Annotated in this window: 16 protein-coding genes; 9 read left to right on the plus strand and 7 right to left on the minus strand. The window is 70.6% G+C overall.

Annotated features, from left to right (window positions below; genetic code table 11):
- Positions 1–86 precede the first annotated feature (86 nt).
- Positions 87–3,617 carry a S8 family serine peptidase gene (locus ACFW9O_RS21915; protein ID WP_384611493.1) on the minus strand — a complete coding sequence of 1,177 codons (3,531 nt, stop codon included), beginning with the start codon at positions 3,615–3,617 and terminating at the stop codon, positions 87–89.
- A gap of 343 nt (positions 3,618–3,960) precedes the next feature.
- Between ACFW9O_RS21915 and ACFW9O_RS21920 the strand changes: the two genes are divergently transcribed.
- From ACFW9O_RS21920 to ACFW9O_RS21930, 3 genes are all read left to right on the plus strand, one after another.
- Positions 3,961–4,887, plus strand: coding sequence for an ABC transporter ATP-binding protein (locus ACFW9O_RS21920; protein WP_384611495.1), 927 nt, complete (start codon positions 3,961–3,963; stop codon positions 4,885–4,887).
- Positions 4,884–5,651 (plus strand): ABC transporter permease, encoded by a 768-nt coding sequence (locus ACFW9O_RS21925; RefSeq protein ID WP_384611496.1) that lies wholly within the window; start codon positions 4,884–4,886, stop codon positions 5,649–5,651. Before ACFW9O_RS21920 ends, ACFW9O_RS21925 begins: the two co-directional genes overlap by 4 nt.
- Positions 5,652–5,737: 86 nt before the next feature.
- The gene (locus ACFW9O_RS21930) at positions 5,738–6,718 is read left to right on the plus strand and encodes a heme A synthase (RefSeq protein WP_384611498.1); all 981 of its coding nucleotides are present in this window, start codon (positions 5,738–5,740) and stop codon (positions 6,716–6,718) included.
- 69 nt (positions 6,719–6,787) lie between these two features.
- Here ACFW9O_RS21930 and ACFW9O_RS21935 read toward each other — a convergent pair whose 3' ends face one another.
- Positions 6,788–7,144 carry a hypothetical protein gene (locus tag ACFW9O_RS21935; protein ID WP_384611500.1) on the minus strand — a complete coding sequence of 119 codons (357 nt, stop codon included), beginning with the start codon at positions 7,142–7,144 and terminating at the stop codon, positions 6,788–6,790.
- 97 nt (positions 7,145–7,241) lie between these two features.
- Positions 7,242–8,195, minus strand: coding sequence for a heme o synthase (locus ACFW9O_RS21940; RefSeq protein ID WP_351176290.1), 954 nt, complete (start codon positions 8,193–8,195; stop codon positions 7,242–7,244).
- Between the two features lie 285 nt (positions 8,196–8,480).
- On the opposite strand from ACFW9O_RS21940, the gene tkt reads away from it, so the two are divergent.
- From tkt to ACFW9O_RS21970, 6 genes are all read left to right on the plus strand, one after another.
- A complete protein-coding gene (tkt, locus tag ACFW9O_RS21945) occupies positions 8,481–10,568 on the plus strand; it encodes a transketolase (RefSeq protein WP_384611502.1) in 2,088 nt (695 codons plus the stop codon).
- A gap of 34 nt (positions 10,569–10,602) precedes the next feature.
- A complete protein-coding gene (tal, locus tag ACFW9O_RS21950; protein WP_384611504.1) occupies positions 10,603–11,721 on the plus strand; it encodes a transaldolase in 1,119 nt (372 codons plus the stop codon).
- Positions 11,722–11,726: 5 nt separating this feature from the next.
- Positions 11,727–13,259: a glucose-6-phosphate dehydrogenase gene (gene zwf / locus ACFW9O_RS21955; RefSeq protein WP_384611505.1), complete on the plus strand. Its 1,533-nt coding sequence runs from the start codon at positions 11,727–11,729 to the stop codon at positions 13,257–13,259.
- Positions 13,256–14,287, plus strand: a complete 1,032-nt coding sequence (gene opcA, locus ACFW9O_RS21960) for a glucose-6-phosphate dehydrogenase assembly protein OpcA (RefSeq protein ID WP_351176295.1) — start codon at positions 13,256–13,258, stop codon at positions 14,285–14,287. Before zwf ends, opcA begins: the two co-directional genes overlap by 4 nt.
- On the plus strand, positions 14,284–15,066 hold the full coding sequence (gene pgl / locus ACFW9O_RS21965; protein WP_383182105.1) for a 6-phosphogluconolactonase: 783 nt from the start codon (positions 14,284–14,286) through the stop codon (positions 15,064–15,066). Before opcA ends, pgl begins: the two co-directional genes overlap by 4 nt.
- Before the next feature lie 71 nt (positions 15,067–15,137).
- Complete coding sequence (locus tag ACFW9O_RS21970) at positions 15,138–15,497, plus strand: VOC family protein (protein WP_384611506.1); 360 nt, start codon at positions 15,138–15,140, stop codon at positions 15,495–15,497.
- 10 nt (positions 15,498–15,507) lie between these two features.
- Here the strand turns inward: ACFW9O_RS21970 and ACFW9O_RS21975 are convergent, their stop codons facing one another.
- The 4 genes from ACFW9O_RS21975 to ACFW9O_RS21990 form a co-directional block, all read right to left on the minus strand.
- A complete protein-coding gene (locus ACFW9O_RS21975) occupies positions 15,508–17,016 on the minus strand; it encodes a PH domain-containing protein (RefSeq protein WP_384611507.1) in 1,509 nt (502 codons plus the stop codon).
- Positions 17,013–17,516 (minus strand): PH domain-containing protein, encoded by a 504-nt coding sequence (locus ACFW9O_RS21980; protein ID WP_384611509.1) that lies wholly within the window; start codon positions 17,514–17,516, stop codon positions 17,013–17,015. The genes ACFW9O_RS21975 and ACFW9O_RS21980 overlap by 4 nt, the downstream gene beginning before the upstream one ends.
- Positions 17,517–17,520: 4 nt before the next feature.
- Positions 17,521–19,173 (minus strand): glucose-6-phosphate isomerase, encoded by a 1,653-nt coding sequence (gene pgi, locus ACFW9O_RS21985; RefSeq protein ID WP_384611510.1) that lies wholly within the window; start codon positions 19,171–19,173, stop codon positions 17,521–17,523.
- Positions 19,174–19,327: 154 nt separating this feature from the next.
- A complete protein-coding gene (locus ACFW9O_RS21990) occupies positions 19,328–19,663 on the minus strand; it encodes an RNA polymerase-binding protein RbpA (RefSeq protein WP_079099553.1) in 336 nt (111 codons plus the stop codon).
- Between the last annotated feature and the right edge of the window lie 85 nt (positions 19,664–19,748).

A 19,748-nucleotide genomic window follows, 5' to 3' on the forward strand; every position in this document is an offset into this window, starting at 1 on the left:
GCGCGCAGCGGCCGGGCCTGCGAAAACACGGACGGCCCCCGGCGGAAGGAGCTCCGCCGGGGGCCGGCCGGGTGAGTGCGGGCCGGTCAGCCCGCCGAGAGGTCGGACCGCTCGGTCACCCTGATCGAGTTGACCAGTGTCTTGCCCTCGTTGGCCACGAACCGGAGGTTCAGCTGGCCGTCGGTGACCGTGACGGTGAACGCACGGTCGTGCGCGGTGTACCGCCCGGCCTCCAGTGCCAGGTCGAGGTTGGGCACGACCTGCGCCCCCTCGGCCATCACGTCGAAGACCCGGTCCGTCGGATCGTTGGAGCCGAGCTCGGCGAAGCCCAGTTCGATCCGGTACGTGCCCGAGGGCAGCCCGTCGAAGCGGTACTCGTACATGCCCTGGCGCGCCGTCGAGTAGCGTGCCGGGTCGTCCGTCGCCAAGATGGTCCTCGACGTGCTGACCCGCGTGGCGCTCCCGAGGTACCCGTACGCGCCCGCGGTGTACGCCGGGTCGACCGTCCAGGTGTCACCCAGCGCGTCGACGGCCGCATTCCGGGCGCCGCTGTCCAGCGCCGTCTGGTACGCCGGGACGACGACGCTGACCGGGATCTCGACCACCGGCGCGCGGCCGCTGCCGCTGGTGAGCACCAGGGTCGCGGTGAGGACCGTGCCCGGCGCGGCGCCGGTCGTGTCGAAGGCGAGCGGAACGGACGCCTTCTGCCCCTGGGCGAGTGTGCCCTCGGCGTTGGACAGCCCGAGCCAGCCCATGTCCTGCTTCTCGGTCACGGTGTAGGCCGACTCCGTTCCGGCGTTCGCCAGGTCCAGCGTCCGGGTGCGGGACTGCCCGGCCGGAACGACCAGCTTGACGGCGTCGAGTGCGGGCCGCACCAGCGGTGTGCCGAGTGCCGTCGTGGTGAACGCGATGTCGCCGGCCTCGGCGTCGACCGGTGCGGCGGCCGTCGCGTAGCGGTCGGCGGAGACCTCCACGGTGTACTCCCCCGCGGCCGGCTGGAACGCGTAGGTGCCGTTGCCCGCCGTGGTCACGCTCTCGCCTCCGACGGTGACCGTGGCGCCGGCCAGCGGCTCCTTGTCGTTGGCGTCGACGACCTTGCCGGCCACGACAGCGCGGGCCTTGGCGCCGAAGGACAGCTTCGTGCCGTCCGTGATGGCCGGGGCGTTGTAGGAGTAGAGGAGCGCGTCCGTGCCCGTGGCGTTCTCCAGGCCCACCGTCGCGGTGGCACCCTTGCCCGGCACGGTCTTGTAGTGGTAGGAGACGGAGCCGTCCTCACCGATCACGGCGGAGAACGTGGCGCGCGTGCTGCCGGTCACGACCAGGGCGTCCCGCCACTCGACGACGGCCCTGCGGTTCGGCGCGGTGCCGGTGACCGCCCAGTACACGCCTCCCGACGCGTCGACCGTCATGTTGTCCCAGAGCGGGTAGAGCGCCCCGTTGGGGGTCCCGGTGGTGGGCAGTGTGGCGTTGGTGCTGCTGGTGGACGAGGTGCCGAACGCCAGCACACCCTCGAGAGTCGCGGTCGCCGTCGTGTAGCCCTTGCCGTACAGCGCGAAGCTGAACGGCAGGCTGATGGAGGCCGCACCCGACGTGGTCGAGGAGTAGGACAGCTTCTCGGTGCCCGACGGGAAGTCGGCCGCACTCTCGGTGCTGCAGGAGTAGCCGAAGGTATCGGTCCGGTCGTCCAGGGCGATGTCCTGGGTGAGGTCGGCGGCGACGTCGACCGTGAGCGAGGTCGCGGCTGCACAGGCCCCCGCCGGGGTGACCGCCAGGGTGTAGGAGCCCTGCGGGAGCGTGAGGCTGTACGAGCCGTCGGCCGCGGCCGTCGTGGTGACCGGGGTCCCCTGGGCCACGACGACGGCGCCCGCCTCGGCTCCGGCGGAGCTGGTGACCTTGCCCGACAGGGTGGCCGCGGGCGCCACGGCCAACGGGAAGTCCTTGACCGCCGCGCCGTCCTCGACGACGGTCACCGCGCCCTTCGTGCTGACGTATCCGAACTTGGAGACGGAGGCCTCGTAGTCGCCGACCATCAGCTTGGGCAGGGCGTAGCCCCCGTCCGCCCCGGTCGTCGCGGTCGCGCGCATCGGTCCCTCGAAGGTGACGACGGCGTCCGCGACGGCGGTGCCGCCGGAGGTGACGTTGCCGCTGACGGAGCCGAGTGCTCCGCGCGGGGTGGCGGTGACGGCCTCGAAGGCGTCGAGCCTGCCCTCGCCGAAGACGTTGTTGCGGGCCGCGGTGCCACCGCACTGGTCGGCGGCGGTGTCGACGGCGGTGGAGTCGAGCAGCGCCTCGGTGGCCGTGACGTCACCGGCGATGGCGGGCGAGGCCGCCCACATCAGGGCGACGGTCGCGGCGGTGTGCGGCGAGGCCATCGACGTCCCGGAGATCGTGTTGTAGCCGCCGCCCGCCCAGGAGGAGCGGACGTTCACTCCCGGTGCCGCGAGGTCGGGCTTGATCTCGCCGTTCTCGCCGGTTCCGCGGGCGGAGAAGGAGGCGATGGCGTTGTCGATGTCGAACGCGCCCGAGGAATAGGAGTTGGTGTACGAGCCGGGGCTGCCGGAGGTGTTGCAGCTGGGCCCGTTGTTGCCGTTGGAGAAGGCCGGGAAGATGCCGGCGTCCCGCCAGGACTGCACGGTGTCCCGGTACCAGGCGTCGTAGACGTTCGCGCCCCAGGAGTTGTTCACCACGTCGGGTGCGAGGTCCGGGCGCGGGTTGGCGCCGGCGGAGTCGGTGGGTGCGACGACCCACTGGCCGGAGGCGAGCAGGGTGTCGCGTGCGCAGGAGCTGGTCGCGCAGCCCTTCGCGGCGATCCACCTGGCGCCCGGTGCCACGCCGATGCCGTCGGCTCCCACCATGGTGCCCATGGTGTGCGTGCCGTGGCCGTTGTTGTCGCAGGGTGCGGCTGTGGCGCAGACGGAAGCCGGGTCGAACCAGTTGTAGTCGTGGCTGTACGTGCCGTCCGCCTTGGTGCCGCGGTAGGCGGCCTGGAGCGCGGGGTGGTCGTACTGGACGCCGGAGTCGATGTTGGCGACGACGATGCCCTCGCCCTTGACGCCGAGGCTGCTCCACACCTTGGGTGCGTTGATCCGGTCGATGTTCCACTCGACGGCGTCGACCTCGGGCTCGCCGGTGCCGGGCAGCGGGTCGGGAATCGTGACCGGGTCGTCGGCCTCGATGCTGACCACGTCGGAACGGGCCGCGATCTTCTCGGCGAGTGCCTTGTCGCCGGTGATCTTCACGGTGTTGGCGATCCAGAACGACGTGTACCGCGCTCCGGCGTCCTTGGCCAGTCCGATGACCCCGGCCTGGGACTTCTTGGCGAACGCGGTCTTCGCTTCGAGAACGGCGCGGGCCTTGGCCGTCTTGCCCTTCGCCCGGTGAGCGGACGTGACATCCGCTTCCGCCTTCAGGCCGACCCAGAAGGTCACCTCGTCCTGCACGGCTAACTGCTTGAGCAGTTTGCCCTCGGACTTGGCCTGGTACGCGGACCGGGGCGCCGGCTCGGCCTCCCTGGCCTGGGCAGGGGATGCGCTGATCAGGAGCGGTATCGCGGTCGCTGCCGCGGTGAGGAGTGCGGCGGCGGACCGCCGTCTGAGACGCATGGAACCTCTGGTCACGAGCTCTCCTTCAGGAACAGGCGGGGATCGCCCGCCGTAGGGGATGAAGGAACAGGCGCGGGTGCCACTCACTACTGCCGCTGCCCGTGTACGCGTGGGGGGCGCAGCAACCGCATGAGCTCAGGAAGGAGCATGTGGGACGTGACGCAGGGCACGGAAGGGGGCAGCGGGGCACCTGAGGCGTCATTGGCCGAGCTTTGAGGTGTGCCGAGCTACCGCCCAGGGAAGTACGCACGGCTCCCGGAGGGGACTCCCGGCCCCGGCCCGGCCCCACATTGGCCAATTCGCGCTCCACGGGACCCAGGCCCCGGGGTCCTTCGGCCACTGCCTAGACTTACCGGCCATGAGCAGCGAGCCCGTCGTACAGGTCAAGGCCCTGGTAAAGCGCTACGGCACCAAGACCGCGGTGGACGGCCTCGACCTGGAGGTCCGGGCGGGCGCGGTGACCGCGGTCCTCGGCCCCAACGGCGCCGGCAAGACCACCACCGTAGAAATCTGCGAGGGCTACCGCAGGCCGGACGACGGGACCGTGCGGGTCCTCGGCCTCGACCCCGTCGCCGACGCGGCCGCACTCCGTCCCCGTATCGGCGTGATGCTCCAGTCCGGCGGCGTCTACTCCGGTGCGCGCGCCGACGAGATGCTCAAGCACATGGCGAAACTGCACGCCCATCCGCTGGACGTCGGCATGCTCATCGAACGTCTCGGGCTCGGCAGCTGCGGCCGCACCACCTATCGCCGGCTCTCCGGTGGCCAGCAGCAGCGCCTCGCCCTGGCGATGGCCGTCGTCGGCCGGCCCGAGCTCGTCTTCCTGGACGAACCGACCGCCGGCCTCGACCCGCAGGCCCGCCGCTCCACCTGGGACCTGATCCGTGAGCTGCGCACCGACGGCGTGTCCGTCGTCCTCACCACCCACTTCATGGACGAGGCCGAGGAACTCGCCGATGACATCGCCGTCATCGACGCGGGCCGGGTCATCGCCCAGGGCAGCCCGGAGCAGCTGCGCCGCGGCGGTGCCGAGAACACCCTGCGCTTCACCGGCCGGCCCGGGCTGGATCTCGCCTCGCTCCTGAAGGCTCTGCCCGACGGCACCGAGGCGGCCGAGCTCACCACGGGCGCGTACCGCATCACCGGGAGGATCGACCCGGAGCTGCTGGCCACCGTCACCTCCTGGTGCGCCCAGCACGGCGTGATGCCGGACGGCATCGCGGTGGAGCGGCACACCCTCGAGGACGTCTTCCTCGAACTGACCGGCAAGGAGCTGCGCGCATGAGCGCCGGTACGTACACCCCCCGCCCCGGCGCCGCCCCGCTGCCGCGCATGATCGCCGCACAGGCCGCGCTGGAGACGCGGATGCTGCTGCGCAACGGCGAGCAGCTGCTGCTGACGGTGGTCATTCCGACGCTGCTGCTGGTGCTGTTCAGCGCGGTCGACATCGTGGACACGGGCGCGGGCGAGCCGGTCGACTTCCTGACCCCCGGCGTTCTCGCGCTCGCGGTGATGTCCACGGCCTTCACCGGCCAGGCCATCGCGACGGGGTTCGAGCGGCGCTACGGGGTACTCAAGCGACTGGGCGCCTCACCGCTGCCGCGCTGGGGTCTGTTGGCCGCGAAGACCCTCGCGGTGCTGGTCACCGAGGTGCTGCAGATCGTCCTGCTCACGGTGATCGCCTTCGCGCTGGGCTGGTCGCCCGAGGGCAGCCCGTTCGCCGTCCTGCTGCTCCTGGTGCTGGGCACCGTGGCCTTCTCCGGCCTCGGGCTGCTGATGGCGGGGACGCTGAAGGCCGAGGCGACCCTCGCGGCGGCCAACCTGGTCTTCCTGCTGCTGCTGGTCGGCGGCGGGGTCATCGTGCCGCTGGACAGGTTCCCGGACGCGGCACAGTCGGTCCTCGGGCTGCTGCCGATCTCGGCGCTCTCGGACGGCCTCAGGGACGTCCTCCAGCACGGCGACCCGATGCCGTGGGGCGACCTGGGGATCCTCGCGGTGTGGGCGGTGCTCGGGCTGGGCGCGGCAGCGAAGTTCTTCCGCTGGGAGTGAGCGTGCGGTGACATACCGCTGATGTCGCGAGACATCCGGTAATGACCCCCACCCCTCGTGAAAACATGCACAAGCCGTTGCCTACGATGGTGCGCGTGGAAACCCCCCTCTCCTACATCGCCAAGCGCTGGACGCCGTCCATGAGGACGGCCCGGCGTGCCGCACTGTCCGCAGTCGTCATGACCGTGTTCATCATCGTCACCGGCGGGGCCGTCCGGCTGACAGGATCCGGTCTGGGCTGCGACACCTGGCCCAAGTGCACGGACGACAGCCTCTTCGCCACGCCGGAGCAGGGTCTGCACGGCGCCATCGAATTCGGCAACCGGATGCTCACGTACGTCCTGTCGGCCGCGGTCGGCTGGGCGATCGTCGCGGCGCGCTCCCTGAAGCCCCGCCGGCACGGTCTGACCCGGCTCGCCTGGTCGCAGTTCTGGCTCGTGATGGGGAACGCCGTCATCGGCGGTATCACGGTCTGGGCGGGCCTCAACCCGTGGTCGGTGGCCGGGCACTTCCTGCTCGCCAACGGTCTGCTCACCGTGGCCGTCATCACCTGGGTGCGGATCGGCGAGGGCGACGGACCGCGCCGCCCGCGCGCCCCGAAGCCGGTGCGCACCCTGTCCTGGGCGATCGTGGCGACCTCGGTCGTCCTGATCGCTCTCGGCACCACGGTGACCGGCTCGGGCAAGCACGCCGGGGACAGCAGCGACGTACCGCGCATGCCGTGGGACTGGTCCGCCGCGGCCCATGTGCACGCCGTCGCCGCCTGGGTGGTCTGCGCCCTGGCCGTCGCGATGTGGCTGGCCCTGCGGATCGTGGACGCGCCCGCCGACACCCGGGCGCGCTCCCGGGACCTGCTGGTCGTCCTGGTGGCGCAGGGCACCATCGGGTACGTGCAGTACTTCAGCGACGTCCCCGAGATCCTGGTCGGCCTCCACATGCTCGGCTCCGGCCTGATGTGGATCGCCGTGCTGCGGTTGCTGCTGTCGCTGCGCGAGCGCCCGGTGGCGGGGGCCACCGTTCCCGCCCCGGCGTCCGGACGGCAGCCCGAGCACACGCCCGTGGCCTGATCCGAGCGAACGGCCTCCGCCGTCGTACCCGAGCGGGTACGACGGCGGAGGCCGTTCGCGTGTGCGGGTTCAGCCGTTCGACGGGCCGCCGAGCTGGATGCCGGCCATCCGGGACCACTCGTACGGGCCGGTGCGCACCTTGGCGGCGAATTCGCCGTCGAAGCTCTCGTGCATCGTGATCCCGGACTTCTGCGCGGCGCTCTCGGCGACGGCGTAGGAGGGGGCGACCAGGTCGCCCCAGCCGCCGTCCTCACCCACGAGGACGATGCGGGTGCCCGTCTGGCCGATGTAGGCGAGCTGCCCCTCGGCGCCGCCGTGCGCCTTGGCGAAGGCGCCGATCTGCTTGGCGAGCTTCGCAGCCCTGCGCTCCGCGCGGGCCGCGTGCTTGCTGTCGTCCGTCTGCTGGGTCTCTGCCGTCTCTGCCATGAAAAGGATGCTACCGACGGGTAGATCAATCGGCGACGGGCGGGGGCGTGGCATCGGCCACGTCCCCGCCCGTCGGCGGAGCTTCGTATCTGCGGGACTACCTCAGGAAGGGGTCCACCGCGATGGCGACGAAGAGGAGGGAGACATAGGTGATGGACCAGTGGAACAGCCGCATCTCCTTGAGCTTGCCGCCGGTCACCCCGGCCTTCGCCCGGTTCTGCAGGCCGTGTGCCTCCCAGAGCCAGAAGCCGCCGGCCAGCAGGGCCACCGCCGTGTAGAACCAGCCGGTGTAGCCGAGCGGGGTCAGGAGCAGCGAGACGGCGACCATCACCCAGCTGTAGACGACGATCTGCCGGGCCACCACCCGGTTGGAGGCGACGACCGGGAGCATCGGGACGCCGACCCGGGCGTAGTCCTCCTTCACCTTCATCGACAGCGGCCAGTAGTGCGGCGGCGTCCAGAAGAAGATGACGGCGAAGAGAATGACCGCGGCCCAGGACATCGAATTGGTCACGGCGGACCAGCCGATGAGAACGGGCATGCAGCCGGCGATTCCGCCCCAGACGATGTTCTGCGAGGTCCGGCGCTTCAGCAGCATCGTGTAGACGACGACGTAGAACAGAAGTGCGCCGAGCGAGAGCGCGGCCGAGAGCCAGTTGACGAGCAGGCCGAACCAGACCGTGGAAATCACTCCGAGGGCGATTCCGAACACGAGGCACTCGCGCGGACTCACCATGCCCGTGACCAGCGGCCTCTGGGACGTGCGGTCCATCAGTGCGTCGATGTCACGGTCGATATACATGTTGAGCGCATTGGCACCGCCCGCGGAGAGAAATCCGCCGATGGTGGTGGTGACTACGAGCCATAGGTCGGGCACGCCCTGAGCGGCAAGGAACATCACCGGAACGGTGGTGATCAGCAGCAACTCGATGATGCGCGGCTTGGTAAGTGCCACGAATGCCTTGATGCGGGCCCCGAACGGGCGATGGCCCACTGGGCTCGGAGTCAAGGCGACCCCTGCGGGTCGGGACTCGACGGCCGTCACGCACACCCCTGACAGAGAAATCCCAGCAAGCTCCGGGCATGTAGGCCCGGTAAAGACTTGCGCGAACCAGACCACTGTAGACGTTGCGGATACGCCGCTCTTCGCGGGGGTGGGGTCGTGTTGGGGTGGCGCAGAAGTGAACGGTGGCGCTCATACGGGAGGCGAACTCCGCAGGTCGCCCGCACTGTGGAAAGGGCAGAAGTGAGGCCTTGTTCCGGGGGTAGGCTCGGCAATGCCCGGTGCGGTAACAGCCACCGGTTTACAAACAGTGGAGAGGAGCCCTGACTCAGGGTGAGCACCAAGCCGACCACCACAGACCTCCAGTGGACCGAATTGGACCAGCGGGCCGTGGACACTGTCCGCGTCCTCGCCGCGGACGCCGTACAGAAGGTCGGAAACGGCCACCCGGGTACGGCGATGAGCCTGGCTCCTGCCGCCTACACCCTCTTCCAGAAGGTGATGCGCCACGACCCGGCGGACGCCGACTGGACCGGCCGTGACCGGTTCGTCCTTTCCGCGGGCCACTCCAGCCTGACGCTCTACATCCAGCTCTACCTGGCCGGTTACGGCCTCGAACTGGACGACCTCAAGGCGTTCCGTACCTGGGGCTCCAAGACCCCCGGCCACCCGGAGTACGGCCACACCACCGGTGTCGAGACGACGACCGGCCCCCTCGGCCAGGGTGTCGCCAACGCCGTGGGCATGGCGATGGCCTCCCGTTACGAGCGCGGCCTGTTCGACCCGGAGGCGGCCCCCGGCACCTCCCCGTTCGACCACACCGTCTGGGTCGTCGCCGGTGACGGCTGCCTCCAGGAGGGCATCTCCGCCGAGGCGTCCTCGCTGGCCGGTCACCAGAAGCTCGGCAACCTGGTGCTCCTGTGGGACGACAACCACATCTCGATCGAGGGCGACACGGAGACCGCGGTCTCCGAGGACACCCTCAAGCGGTACGAGTCCTACGGCTGGCACGTCCAGCGCGTCGACCAGTCGCCCAGCGGCGACCTGGACCCCGAGGGCCTCTACCGGGCGCTGCTGGCCGCCAAGGCCGAGACGGAGCGCCCGTCGTTCATCGCGGCCCGTTCGATCATCGCCTGGCCCGCCCCGAACGCCCAGAACACCGAGGCCGCGCACGGCTCGGCGCTCGGCGACGAGGAGATCGCGGCCACCAAGCGGGTGCTCGGCTTCGACCCCGAGAAGACCTTCGAGGTCTCCGACGAGGTCATCTCGCACACCCGTGAGGCACTGGACCGCGGCCGTGAGGCCAAGGCCGAGTGGGAGAAGTCCTTCGCCGCGTGGCGCACCGCCAGCCCGGAGCGCGCCGCCGAGTTCGACCGCATCGCCGCGGGCGAGCTGCCCGCGGGCTGGGAGGACAAGCTCCCCGTCTTCGAGGCCGGCCACGGTGTCGCCACCCGCGCGGCGTCCGGCAAGGTCCTGCAGGCGCTCGGCGGTGTCATCCCCGAGCTGTGGGGCGGCTCGGCCGACCTCGCCGGCTCGAACAACACCACGATCGACAAGACGTCGTCGTTCCTCCCGGTCGGCAACCCGCTGCCCGAGGCCGACCCGTACGGCCGGACGATCCACTTCGGCATCCGCGAGCACGCCATGGCCGCGGCCATGAACGGCATCGCGCTGCACGGCAACACCCGTATCTACGGCGGCACCTTCCTGGTGTTCTCCGACTACATGCGCAACGCCGTGCGCCTGTCCGCGCTGATGCACCTGCCGGTGACGTACGTGTGGACGCACGACTCGGTCGGCCTCGGCGAGGACGGTCCGACGCACCAGCCGGTCGAGCACATCGCCTCGCTGCGCGCCATCCCGGGTCTCAACGTCGTCCGCCCGGCCGACGCCAACGAGACCACGATCGCCTGGCGCGAGATCCTGCGCCGCTACACCAAGGTGTTCGGCAAGGGCGCCCCCCACGGTCTGGCGCTGACCCGCCAGGGTGTGCCGACGTACCCGGCGAACGACAACGCGGCCAAGGGCGGCTACGTCCTGTTCGAGGCCGAGGGCGGCGAGCCGCAGGCCGTTCTGATCGGTACGGGCTCCGAGGTCCAGCTGGCCGTCGAGGCGCGGGACGAGCTGCAGGCGGCCGGTGTGCCGACCCGTGTGGTCTCGATGCCGTGTGTCGAGTGGTTCGAGGAGCAGGACCAGGAGTACAAGGACAGCGTGCTGCCGCCGTCCGTCAAGGCCCGTGTCGCGGTCGAGGCCGGCATCGGTCTCACCTGGCACCGGTACGTGGGCGACGCGGGCCGGATCGTCTCGCTGGAGCACTTCGGTGCCTCGGCCGACGCCAAGGTCCTCTTCCGCGAGTTCGGCTTCACCGCCGGCCACGTGGCCGCCGCCGCCCGGGAATCTCTCGCCGCCACCGCGCGCTGACCCGGTCATACGACAAGTAGGAGATGCAATTCTCATGACAGACGCACTCAAGCGCCTCTCCGACGAGGGCGTGGCGATCTGGCTGGATGACCTGTCCCGTACACGGATCACCTCCGGCAATCTGGCCGAGCTGATCGACCAGAGCCACGTCGTGGGTGTCACCACCAACCCGTCGATCTTCCAGAAGGCGATCTCCGAGGGCCACGGTTACGACCAGCAGCTCACCGATCTCGCCACCCGCAAGGTGACGGTCGACGAGGCCATCCGCATGATCACGACGGCCGACGTCCGCGACGCCGCCGACATCCTGCGCCCGGTCTTCGACGCCACCGACGGCCAGGACGGCCGGGTCTCCATCGAGGTCGACCCGCGCCTGGCCCACCGTACGGCGGCCACCGTCGCCGAGGCCAAGCAGCTGGCCTGGCTGGTGGACCGGCCGAACACACTCATCAAGATCCCGGCGACGAAGGCCGGCCTGCCGGCGATCACCGAGGTCATCGGCAAGGGCATCAGCGTCAACGTGACGCTGATCTTCTCGCTGGAGCGCTACCGCGAGGTCATGGACGCCTACCTGGCGGGCCTGGAGAAGGCGAAGGCCGCGGGCCTGGACCTCTCCAAGATCCACTCGGTGGCCTCGTTCTTCGTGTCCCGTGTGGACAGCGAGATCGACAAGCGTCTGGACGCCGTGGGCACCGACGAGGCGAAGGCACTCAAGGGCAAGGCCGCTCTCGCCAACGCCCGCCTCGCCTACGAGGCGTACGAGGAGGTCTTCTCCTCCGACCGCTGGGCGGCCCTGGACAAGGCCCGCGCCAACAAGCAGCGTCCGCTGTGGGCCTCCACGGGCGTGAAGGACCCCGCGTACAAGGACACCCTGTACGTGGACGACCTGGTCGCCCCCGGCACGGTGAACACCATGCCCGAGGGCACCCTGAACGCCACGGCGGACCACGGACAGATCACGGGCAACACCATCGCCGGCACCTACGAGCAGGCACGTGCCGAGCTCGACGCCGTCGGGAAGCTCGGGATCAGCTACGACGACGTCGTCCAGCTCCTCGAGGACGAGGGCGTCGAGAAGTTCGAGGCTGCCTGGATCGACCTGCTCAACTCCACCGAGGCCGAGCTCAAGCGCCTCGCTCCTTCGGAGGGCTGACCACCTTGTCTGGTGTTCCCGGAGTGAACCCGCTCCGTGACGCACAGGACCGACGGCTCCCGCGTATCGCGGGGCCGTCGGGCCTGGTGATCTTTGGCGTCACGGGCGATTTGTCCCGTAAAAAGCTGATGCCCGCCGTCTACGACCTGGCCAACCGCGGCCTGCTGCCGCCGGGCTTCTCGCTCATCGGTTTCGCACGCCGCGAGTGGCAGGACGAGGACTTCGCCCAGGAGGTCCACGACGCCGTCAAGCAGCACGCGCGTACGCCGTTCCGTGAAGAGGTCTGGCAGCAGCTCATCCAGGGGATGCGCTTCGTCCAGGGCAACTTCGACGACGACGACGCCTTCGAGACCCTGAAGGCCACGATCCAGGAGCTCGACAAGGCACAGGGCACGGGAGGCAACTTCGCCTTCTACCTGTCCGTACCGCCGAAGTTCTTCCCCAAGGTCGTCCAGCAGCTGAAGAAGCACGGGCTGGCGGACCAGAAGGAGGGCTCCTGGCGGCGTGCCGTCATCGAGAAGCCGTTCGGGCACGACCTCACCAGCGCGCAGGAGCTCAACCAGCTCGTGCACGATGTGTTCCCGCCGAACGAGGTCTTCCGTATCGACCACTACCTCGGCAAGGAGACGGTCCAGAACATCCTGGCGCTGCGCTTCGCCAACACGATGTTCGAGCCGATCTGGAACAGGTCGTACGTCGACCACATCCAGATCACGATGGCCGAGGACATCGGCATCGGCGGCCGGGCCGGTTACTACGACGGCATCGGCGCGGCCCGTGACGTCATCCAGAACCACCTGCTCCAGCTGCTGGCGCTGACCGCGATGGAGGAGCCCGGCTCCTTCCACCCGAAGGCCCTGGTCGCCGAGAAGCTCAAGGTGCTCACGGCGGTGGAGCTGCCGGAGGACCTGGGCAAGCACACCGTGCGCGGCCAGTACGCGCACGCGTGGCAGGGCGGCGAGGAGGTCCCCGGCTATCTGGAGGAGGACGGTATCGACCCCAAGTCGAAGACCGACACCTTCGCCGCGATCAAGCTGACGATCAACAACCGCCGCTGGGCGGGCGTGCCGTTCTATCTCCGTACCGGGAAGCGGCTCGGCCGCCGGGTCACGGAGATCGCGGTCGTCTTCAAGCGCGCCCCGTACCTGCCCTTCGAGTCCGGTGCGACGGAGGAGCTGGGCGGCAACGCCCTGGTCATCCGGGTGCAGCCGGACGAGGGCGTCACCGTGAGGTTCGGCTCCAAGGTGCCCGGTACCTCCATGGAGGTACGGGACGTCACGATGGACTTCGCGTACGGCGAGTCCTTCACGGAGTCCAGCCCGGAGGCGTACGAGCGGCTTCTCCTGGATGTCCTGCTCGGCGACGCCAACCTCTTCCCGCGCCACCAGGAGGTCGAGCTCTCCTGGAACATCCTCGATCCGATCGAGCAGTACTGGGACAGGCACGGCAAGCCCGCCCAGTACGCGGCCGGAACCTGGGGCCCGGCCGAGGCCGACGAGATGCTCGCACGCGACGGACGGAGCTGGCGCCGGCCATGAAGATCGATCTCACGGAAACCACGTCCAGCAAGATCAACCAGGCCCTGGTGTCGGCCCGCCGTTCCATCGGCACCCCGGCCATCGGAATGGTGCTCACCCTCGTCGTCGTCACCGACGAGGAGAACGCCTACGACGCACTCCGGGCGGCGGCGGACTCCTCGCGCGAGCACCCCTCGCGGATCATCGCGGTGATCAAGCGGGTCAGCCGCTCGCCGCGCAGCCGGCGTGACGCGCGGCTCGACGCCGAGGTGCGGGTCGGTTCCGACTCGGGCTCCGGCGAGACCGTCGTCCTGCGTCTGCACGGTGAGCTGGCCAACCACGCCCAGTCGGTCGTCCTGCCGCTGCTGCTGCCGGACGCCCCGGTCGTGGTGTGGTGGCCCGAGGACGCCCCGGCGGACCCGGCCAAGGACCCGCTGGGTGCGCTGGCCCAGCGCCGTATCACCGACACGTACTCGGCCGAGCACCCGCTCGACGAGCTCGCGGTGCGTGCGGCGACGTACCAGCCGGGTGACACCGACCTGGCCTGGACCCGCATCACGCCGTGGCGCTCGATGCTGGCGGCCGCGCTCGACCAGCAGCCCGCCCAGGTCGTCTCGGCGACGGTCGAGGGCGAGTCGGACAACCCGAGCTGCGAACTGCTGGCCATGTGGCTCGCGGACCGGCTCGGAGTCCCGGTGGAGCGCACCCTGTCCGCCGGTCCCGGTCTGACGGCCGTGCGGCTGGAGACCAAGAACGGTGTCATCGTTCTGGACCGGGCCGACGGTTCCCTGGCCACGCTCTCCATGGTGGGCCAGCCGGACCGTGCGGTGGCGCTGAAGCGGCGGGAGACCGCCGAGCTCCTCGCGGAGGAGCTGCGGCGGCTGGACCCGGACAACATCTACGAGGCCACGGTGAAGTTCGGCGTGGAGCGTCTCGGCGGTCCCGCCGAGGCGTCCTCGGTCGGTGCCGGGCACAGGCCGTCGTCCCCGGCCGGTGCCGCGGCCCCGGCCGCGAAGAAGGCCGCGGCCAAGAAGGCGGCCTCGAAGTGAGTGCTCCGCAGCTCGTCGTGCACCGCGACAAGGAGCTGATGGCCCAGGCCGCGGCGGCCCGGCTGATCACGAAGATCGTGGACGCCCAGGCCGCGCGCGGATCGGCCTCCGTGGTCCTCACCGGCGGGCGCAACGGCAACGGCCTGCTGGCCGCGCTCGCCGGTTCGCCCGCGCGGGACGCGATCGACTGGTCGCGGCTCGACCTGTGGTGGGGCGACGAGCGGTTCCTGCCCGAGGGCGATCCGGAGCGCAACGTCACGCAGGCCCGCGAGGCCCTGCTGGACGCGGTGGCCCTGGACCCGTCCCGGGTGCACGCGATGCCCGCGTCGGACGGTCCCTACGGCGGCGACGCGGATGCCGCCGCCGCCGGGTACGCGGCCGAACTGGCTGCCGCGGCGGGCCCGGAGGACCACGGTCCCGTACCGACGTTCGATGTGCTGATGCTGGGCGTCGGCCCGGACACGCACGTCGCGTCGCTCTTCCCGGAGCTGCCGGCGGTACGGGAGACCGAGCGCACCGTCGTCGGTGTGCACGGCGCCCCCAAGCCGCCGCCCACCCGTGTCTCGCTCACGCTGCCCGCCATCCGGGCCGCGCGCGAGGTGTGGCTCCTGGCGGCCGGTGAGGACAAGGCCGAGGCGGCGGAGATCGCGCTGTCCGGTGCCGGGGAGATCCAGGCCCCGGCGGCGGGCGCGTACGGCCGCAGCCGCACGCTGTGGCTGCTGGACGCGGCGGCGGCCTCGCGGCTGCCGCGTGCGCTCTACCCGCCTGCCTCCGCGTAGGCACCGGTCGTCCGAGGCCCGGTTCCGCTCCCAGGAGCGTGGCCGGGCCTCTGTCGTGCCAGGGTGGCGCCATGGTGCGAATCGGGACTGTGGTGATGGGCGCGTCGGACGTACGGCGCGCGGCGGACTTCTGGATGGCGGCGCTGGGCTATGTGGAGCGCGAGCCGCTCGAGGACGACTGGGTGGTGCTGGTCCCGGCCGAGGGGCCGGGCGCCGGACTGGCCCTGGGGAAAAGCGAGTCGCCCGTGCAGGAGGTGCCGCGTGTCCACCTCGATCTGTACACCGACGAACAGGACGCCGAGGTGGCACGGCTGACGGAGTTGGGGGCGCAGCCGGTGGCGTGGGAGCTCTATCCGCCGGATCCGGACTTCGTGGTGCTCGCGGACACCGAGGGCAACCGCTTCTGCGTCATCGATACGACGCACGGCTGACCCGCGCGCCTCAGGTGCGCTCCAGGAACGGCTCCAGCAGACCGGGCACGGCCTCCGCGGCGAAGGTGAGGCCTTCGGAGGCGTCGGTGTCGTGCGCGGTGTACGCACCGGCCCCGGCTGCCGTCGTGGCGGTGACGCTCAGCAGTCCTGCCCGGCGCTGGAAGCAGGACTGCTTCACCGTCCAGCCGATCACCCCGGTCCGCTGCAGGGCCGCCGTGGAGCGCCGGAGGGTGCCGGACCGGGTCACGAGGTACTCGCCGCTGACGGTGTGCCCCAGTGCCCGGTACGCGTCGAGGGCCAGCAGCACGGCGAGGGGGAGGAACACCACGGCACAGGCAGCCGCGGTCCACAGCAGTACGGGCGTCAGTACGGCGCCCAGAGCAGCCAGGGTCAGCACGGGGACCAGGACGGCTCCCAGCGCGCGGCGCAGCCGCCTGCTCCGGGCCGCGCGGGGGTGGGCGGTCAGCGTGGCACCGGTCGGGGTCCTCGTCTCGCGCAGGACCTCGGCCGCGATCGTGTCGGCCAGCGGGCGGGGCGCTGCCGGGAGCAGGGTGTTGTGGTCGGCGCCCCGTGATTCCTCGTCCTTGGCCAGCCCCGTGGTGATCGCGTCCACCCGCGCGGCACCGAACAGCCGTACGCCGAGCGGTTCCACGAGGTCCACGCCGCGCAGCCGCTGTTCCTCGACGGAGAGGGAGCGGGAGGTCAGCAGCCCCCGCCGGACGCGCAGGGTGCCGCCGGGTTCGCGTTCCAGACGGTAGTTCCACCACATCTCGACCCAGAGGCCGAGTGCCCCGACGACACCGGCGGTCAGGGCCGCCCCCGCCATGACCACGATCGCCCAGACCAGCGGGGTGTCGAGGAACCGTTCGGCGACCCAGTCGATCACCTCTCCCTGCACGCCTGCCCACTCGCTGATCTGCAGCAGACCGCCGACCGCGGCACCGCCCAGCGCGGGGGCGACGAAGGAGACCGGCGCGTAGCGGATCCAGCGCGGGTCGAGCGTGGCCAGTTCGCCCTCGCGGTGCGTCCCGGTGCCTGACTCCGCGGCACGGTCGAGGAGTTCGTGGCGCAGCCGCTCCCCCTCCGCCCGGGAGACGGGGTCCAGTTCCAGGGTGGATTCGCCGCCCGTCTGTTCGCCGGTGCCGATACGCACCGTGACCAGGCCGAGGAGCCGCAGGTGCACGGGGGCGGTGAGGTCGACGCTGCGGATCCGCGTCCGGTCCAGTGAGCGCCGTTTGACCAGCAGAAGTCCGGTGTGCAGATCGACGCGTTCGGGGCCGACGCGGTAGCGGGTGCGCCGCCACCGCACGTGGTCACCGGCGGCGGCGCACCCGATCAGGACGGCCGCCCCGGCCAGCACCCAGCCGACGGCCCGCGCGTATCCGAACCGGCCGGACAGCGCGAGGACGGCCGGTACGGCCGCGCCGGCCGCGACTCCCGCCGTGACGAGCGCGGTGACCAGCACCGTGCGCGGGTGGATCCGCCGCCACCGGGGGTCCTCGGGCGCGGCGGTGCTCACGTGGCGTCCCCGGGGGTGGCCTGCGTGACCCTGGTCAGCCGTTCGACGAGCTCGGCCGCGACCTCGTGGCCGAGGCCCTCGATCCGCACGGCCCCCTTGGCGGACGCGGTGGTGACCGCGACCGTGGCCAGTCCGAAGAGCTGCTCCAGCGGGCCGCGCACGGTGTCCACCGTCTGGATGCGGGACATCGGCGCGATCCGCCATTCCTGCAGGAAGACACCGGTCCGTACGTAGACCGCGTCGTCGGTGACCTCCCACCGATGGGTGCGGAACCACCAGAGAGGGAAGAGGACGGCGCACAGCAGGCCGATGACCGCCAGCGCCGCCGCGGGCACCAGCAGCCAGAACCTGGCCGGAGCGATGAAGGCTCCCAGCAGGCCCAGCACGGCCACCGGAGCGGCCGTCAGCAACAGCCACTGGGCCCGCCACCATCCGACGGCCCGCGGAGCCGGTGTGTTCCGCGGCGGCCTGAGCGCCACCGTCCCCGCCCCCCTGCCCATCGGCTCAGCGACCCCGCAGCGTGCGGTACGCGGAGACGAGGGCGGCGGTGGAGCTGTCGAGCTCCTCCGCGCCGGTTCCGTCGGTCAGGACCGGCTCGATCTTCCTGGCGAGGACCTTGCCGAGCTCGACGCCCCACTGGTCGAAGGAGTCGATGTTCCAGACGGCGCCCTGGACGAAGACCTTGTGCTCGTACAGCGCGATCAGCTGGCCGAGCACCGACGGGGTGAGCCGGTCGGCGAGGATCGTGGTCGTCGGGTGGTTGCCGCGGAACGTCTTGTGCGGAACGAGCTCCTCGGCGACGCCCTCCGCGCGGACCTCGTCGGGCGTCTTGCCGAAGGCGAGGGCCTGGGTCTGGGCGAAGAAGTTGGCCATCAGCAGGTCGTGCTGGGCGATCAGGCCGGGCAGCAGGTCGCCGACGGGCGCGGCGAAGCCGATGAAGTCCGCCGGGATGACCTTCGTGCCCTGGTGGATCAGCTGGTAGTAGGCGTGCTGGCCGTTGGTGCCGGGGGTGCCCCAGACGACCGGCCCGGTCTGCCAGTCGACCGGATTGCCGTCCCGGTCCACGGACTTGCCGTTGGACTCCATGTCCAGCTGCTGCAAGTACGCGGTGAACTTGGACAGGTAGTGGCTGTAGGGCAGCACGGCGTGGGACTGGGCGTCGAAGAACGCGCCGTACCAGACACCCAGCAGACCCAGCAGGAGCGGGGCGTTCTCCTCGGCGGGCGCGGTGCGGAAGTGCTCGTCGACGAGGTGGAAGCCGTCGAGCATCTCGCGGAACCGGTCCGGGCCGATGGCGATCATCAGCGAGAGGCCGATCGCCGAGTCGAAGGAGTAGCGGCCGCCGACCCAGTCCCAGAACTCGAACATGTTCGCCGTGTCGATACCGAAGTCCGTGACCTTCTCCGCGTTGGTCGACAGCGCCACGAAGTGCTTGGCGACGGCGTCCTGACCCGCCTTCAGCTCGGTGAGCAGCCAGTCGCGGGCGGAGGTGGCGTTGGTGATCGTCTCGATCGTCGTGAAGGTCTTGGACGCGACGATGAACAGCGTCTCCGCCGGGTCGAGGCCCTGTACGGCCTCGTGCAGGTCCGCGCCGTCGACGTTGGACACGAAGCGGACGGTGAGCGAGCGGTCCGTGAAGGAGCGCAGCACCTCGTACGCCATGGCGGGGCCGAGGTCGGAGCCGCCGATGCCGATGTTCACGATGTTCTTGATGGGCTTGCCGGTGTGACCGGTCCACTCGCCCGCCCTGACCCGGTCGGAGAAGGCGGCCATCTTGTCCAGGACCGCGTGCACGGCCGGCACCACGTTCTCGCCATCGACCTCGACCACGGCGTCGCGCGGGGCGCGGAGCGCGGTGTGCAGGACGGCCCGGTCCTCGGTGGTGTTGATCTTCTCGCCGCGGAACATCGCGTCCCGCAGCCCGGCGACGTCCGTGGCGGCGGCGAGCTCGCGCAGCAGGCCCAGCGTCTCGTCGGTGACCAGGTGCTTGGAGTAGTCGATGTGGAGGTCGCCGACCCGGAGGGTGTACGCGCTCCCGCGGTCCGGCGCGTCCGCGAACAGCCGACGCAGATGGGTGCCGCCGAGCTCCTCACGGTGCTTGCCGAGAGCCGTCCACTCGGGAGTCTGATTGAGCTTCGTTCGGCTTTGTGCGTTCATCCGGGAAATCGCCCACTTCTTCTCGTACCTGCAACATCCCCGCTGCCCCTCCAACCTAATAGATCTGAAGGGTGCGACGGGGCAGCAGCGGGCTGTGGGACGACATACGGATTCCGGCCGGGCACCCTTGGGGTGACCGGCCGGTGAACAGCTCTCAGATTTCGCCGCGGAGTTTCGCGAGGGCTTCGGCGAGGATCGCTTCGCCGTCCGCGTCGCTGCGCCGCTCGCGTACGTACGCCAGGTGCGTCTTGTACGGCTCGGTGCGCGGTGGTGCCGGCGGATTGTCCCGGTCCTGGCCGGCCGGGAAGCCGCACCGCGGGCAGTCCCAGGTCTCCGGTACCTGCGCGTCATGGGCGAAGCTCGGCTGCGTCTCGTGCTCGTTCGAGCACCAGAAGGAGATGCGGAGGCGCGGCGCGGACTCGCCGCGCTCGGCCTCCCCCATCGGCCCCGCTCCGACCCGGCTTCCCCGGATCGCGTTGCCACTTGCCACGGTCGTAACTCCCTGCGTGATGGTGCTCGAAGATGCCCCAGTCTACGTAAGGCCCAACGCGCGTCCAGTGGAAGGAGTTACACCC

The sequence above is a fragment of the Streptomyces sp. NPDC059499 genome (assembly GCF_042749285.1).
Lineage (GTDB): Bacteria > Actinomycetota > Actinomycetes > Streptomycetales > Streptomycetaceae > Streptomyces.

What these genes read in the sequence shown, in the direction of transcription:
- ACFW9O_RS21920 (WP_384611495.1), top strand. Translation starts at nt 3,961, where the DNA reads ATGAGCAGCGAGCCCGTCGTACAGGTCAAGGCCCTGGTAAAGCGCTAC.
- ACFW9O_RS21925 (WP_384611496.1), top strand. Translation starts at nt 4,884, where the DNA reads ATGAGCGCCGGTACGTACACCCCCCGCCCCGGCGCCGCCCCGCTGCCG.
- ACFW9O_RS21930 (WP_384611498.1), top strand. Translation starts at nt 5,738, where the DNA reads ATGGTGCGCGTGGAAACCCCCCTCTCCTACATCGCCAAGCGCTGGACG.
- ACFW9O_RS21935 (WP_384611500.1), bottom strand. Translation starts at nt 7,144, where the DNA reads ATGGCAGAGACGGCAGAGACCCAGCAGACGGACGACAGCAAGCACGCG.
- tal (WP_384611504.1), top strand. Translation starts at nt 10,603, where the DNA reads ATGACAGACGCACTCAAGCGCCTCTCCGACGAGGGCGTGGCGATCTGG.
- opcA (WP_351176295.1), top strand. Translation starts at nt 13,256, where the DNA reads ATGAAGATCGATCTCACGGAAACCACGTCCAGCAAGATCAACCAGGCC.
- ACFW9O_RS21970 (WP_384611506.1), top strand. Translation starts at nt 15,138, where the DNA reads ATGGTGCGAATCGGGACTGTGGTGATGGGCGCGTCGGACGTACGGCGC.
- ACFW9O_RS21980 (WP_384611509.1), bottom strand. Translation starts at nt 17,516, where the DNA reads ATGGGCAGGGGGGCGGGGACGGTGGCGCTCAGGCCGCCGCGGAACACA.
- pgi (WP_384611510.1), bottom strand. Translation starts at nt 19,173, where the DNA reads ATGAACGCACAAAGCCGAACGAAGCTCAATCAGACTCCCGAGTGGACG.